A 2,687-nucleotide genomic window follows, 5' to 3' on the forward strand; every position below is an offset into this window, starting at 1 on the left:
ATAATATTTCGGCTTCTGGCGCTTGCGGTTGAGCGAGTCATAGCCCGACGTCGCGGCGCCGTTTGCCGCGGGCAATCCGTAGGTCGGGATTTGCCCGACGCGATCCGATGTCGTCGACGGCGAGGGCCGCCGGCTGGGATCGGGATCCGGCAGCTTCAGGCCGTTGAGCGGATCCATGGCGTCGGCCGGGGTCCGGCGCAGCGGCGAATCCGGCGTAACCACCTGGCTCTGGCGGTTCGGGCTGAACAGGTCGGGCGTCACGGTCTGGGCCCGGGCGAGCCCCGAGGCCGCAGTGAGCGCAAGAACAATCAGCCAAGGACATGGCAAAGCCACGCGGATGAGGCATCCGCGCCGATCTGGGCCGTTTGCTGGCCGCCGCAACACGATGGAAATACTCCAACGAATCCATGTACTTGACACACGCATCCCGCCAGGCGGCGGAAAACGTCGTTAATGGAGTTAAAACAATTATGGTTAATGGGCCGTTGAGGATTGGCGGCCGCGCGTCGCATCGCGGAATCGAACGTGCTAAGGGAGACGCCCGGGTGCATAACCCCTCCCCTGGAATCCGAAATGGCCAAACCGAAACCGCTGATGACCAAATCATCCGGCCCCGATGACGGCGCCGTCCAGTCGGCGCTCCGCACCCTCGATGCCGAAGCGAGCGGCGTCGCGGCCCTCTCGGCGGCCCTCAAGTCCGACCTCGGCACAGCGTTCGTGGCGGCGGCCGACCTGATCCGCAAGGCCAAGGGCCGGCTGATCGTCACCGGCCTCGGCAAATCAGGCCATATCGGGCGCAAGATCGCGGCGACCTTCGCCTCGACCGGCACGCCGGCGTTCTTCGTGCACACCGCCGAAGCGAGCCACGGCGACCTCGGCATGATCACCGCCGACGATGCGATCATGGCGCTGTCATGGTCCGGTGAGCAGCCGGAGATGCGCAACCTGATCGCCTATGCGGCGCGCTTCGGCATTCCGCTGATCGCAATGACGGCCGACAAGGATTCGACGCTCAGCAAGGCCGCCGACGTGCAGCTGACGCTGCCGAAGGCCCGCGAGGCCTGCCCGCACAATCTGGCGCCGACCACGTCCTCGCTGATGATGCTGGCACTCGGCGATGCCTTGGCGATCGCGCTGCTCGAGGGCCGCGGCTTCACCTCGACTGATTTCAGCGTGCTGCATCCGGGCGGCAAGCTCGGCGCGCTGCTGAAATATGCCCGCGACCTGATGCACACCGGCGACGCCGTGCCGCTGAAGCCGCTCGGCACCAAGATGTCGGACGCGCTGGTCGAGATGACCTCGAAGGGATTTGCCTGCGTCGGGATCACCGACCGCAATGGCGATCTCGTCGGCATCGTCACCGATGGCGACGTTCGTCGGCATATGCACCCGAACCTCCTGGCGCAATCGGTCGACGAGGTCATGACCAGGCCGCCGAAGACGATCGGCCGCGACACCCTCGCCGGCGAGGCGCTGGAGCTGCTCAACAAGCTGAAGATCATCACGCTGATCGTGACCGAAGGAAAGAAGCCGGTCGGCATCATCCATCTGCACGATCTGCTGCGCGCCGGCGTGGCTTAGCAAACGCAGTCCGTGGGGTGGGTTAGCGAAGCGTAACCCACCACCTTTGTCGCCACGAAAATGGTGGGTTACGCCTTCGGCTAACCCACCCTACGCATCTCACTTCGGAAACCGCGCCGCGGTCGCCTCCAGCGGCAGCGCCAGCGCGTTGGCGAGGTAGGAGACCGTGCGGTAGAAGCCGCACAGCAGGATGATCTCCAGCACCTGATCGTCGTCATAATGCGCCGACAGCGCGGCGAATTCGGCGTCGTCCAGCGTCGCGCGCGCGTGCAGCGCATCGACCGCCGCGATCAGCACCTGTTCCACCGGCGACCAGCACTCGGCATTGGCGTTGCCGTGCACGGTGGCGTGGACCTGCTCTTCCGACAGTTTGGCGGCGGCGCCGAACGCCGTGACATGGACGCCCCATTCATACTCGCAGGAATTGAGCGCGCAGGTGCGGTCGATCACGATCTCCCGTTCCCGCAACGACAGCGGCCCGCGATCGAGCAGGCTGGCGCCGCGGAATTTCTCCCAGGCTCGCGGATGGCCGGCCATCATCCGGAACAGCACCAGCGGCGGCTTGCCGCGCATGATGCGGTCGAAATGCTGTTGAACGTCCGCCGCATAGGGCGGATCGAGCGGCGCGATACGTGACATGCGGCGACCCTCTTGCTACATTTAGTGTAGCGCAACGCTACAATATCTGTAGCAAACTATGCAAGAGAGATTCGAGGAGGATTGATGCGATGGCGAAGCAGGCTCCAGCCGCCAAACCCGGCGTCCGCGGTTCACGAACCGGCCGCCCGATCATGGCGCTGCTCGATCTGCTGGGACGGCGCTGGACCCTGCGCATCCTCTGGGAGCTGCGCGACGGCGCGCTGACCTCCCGCGCGCTGCGCACCGCCTGCGACGAGGCCTCACCGACGATCCTGCAGACGCGATTGACCGAGCTGCGCGAGGCCGGCTTCGTCGAACTGGCAGAAGATGGCTACTGGCTGACCGCACTCGGCCGCGAGCTAATTGCGACCCTCGCGCCGCTCAATCGCTTTGCCGAGCGCTGGAGCAAGCAGGGAGGAAGCCAGACCTCGGCAACCGCCGGTGTGTAGCCCGCATGAGCGGAGCGA

3 protein-coding genes and 1 pseudogene are annotated in these 2,687 nt (G+C 65.5%); 2 read left to right on the forward strand and 2 right to left on the reverse strand.

The annotated features are described in order from the left end of the window. Positions 1 to 333 (reverse strand): annotated as a pseudogene (locus B2W55_RS17670) (hypothetical protein); the annotation flags it as partial. Between the two features lie 240 nt (positions 334 to 573). Between B2W55_RS17670 and B2W55_RS17675 the strand changes: the two are divergent. Next, complete coding sequence (locus tag B2W55_RS17675; protein WP_024584804.1) at positions 574 to 1,581, forward strand: KpsF/GutQ family sugar-phosphate isomerase; 1,008 nt, start codon at positions 574 to 576, stop codon at positions 1,579 to 1,581. 99 nt (positions 1,582 to 1,680) lie between these two features. Here B2W55_RS17675 and B2W55_RS17680 read toward each other — a convergent pair whose 3' ends face one another. Next, positions 1,681 to 2,220, reverse strand: a complete 540-nt coding sequence (locus B2W55_RS17680; RefSeq protein WP_024584803.1) for a carboxymuconolactone decarboxylase family protein — start codon at positions 2,218 to 2,220, stop codon at positions 1,681 to 1,683. A gap of 89 nt (positions 2,221 to 2,309) precedes the next feature. Here B2W55_RS17680 and B2W55_RS17685 point away from each other — a divergent pair, with 89 nt between their 5' ends. After that, positions 2,310 to 2,669, forward strand: a complete 360-nt coding sequence (locus tag B2W55_RS17685; protein WP_024584802.1) for a winged helix-turn-helix transcriptional regulator — start codon at positions 2,310 to 2,312, stop codon at positions 2,667 to 2,669. Positions 2,670 to 2,687 lie beyond the last annotated feature (18 nt).

This window comes from Bradyrhizobium sp. UBA2491 (assembly GCF_002341725.1).
Classification (GTDB): Bacteria; Pseudomonadota; Alphaproteobacteria; order Rhizobiales; family Xanthobacteraceae; genus Bradyrhizobium.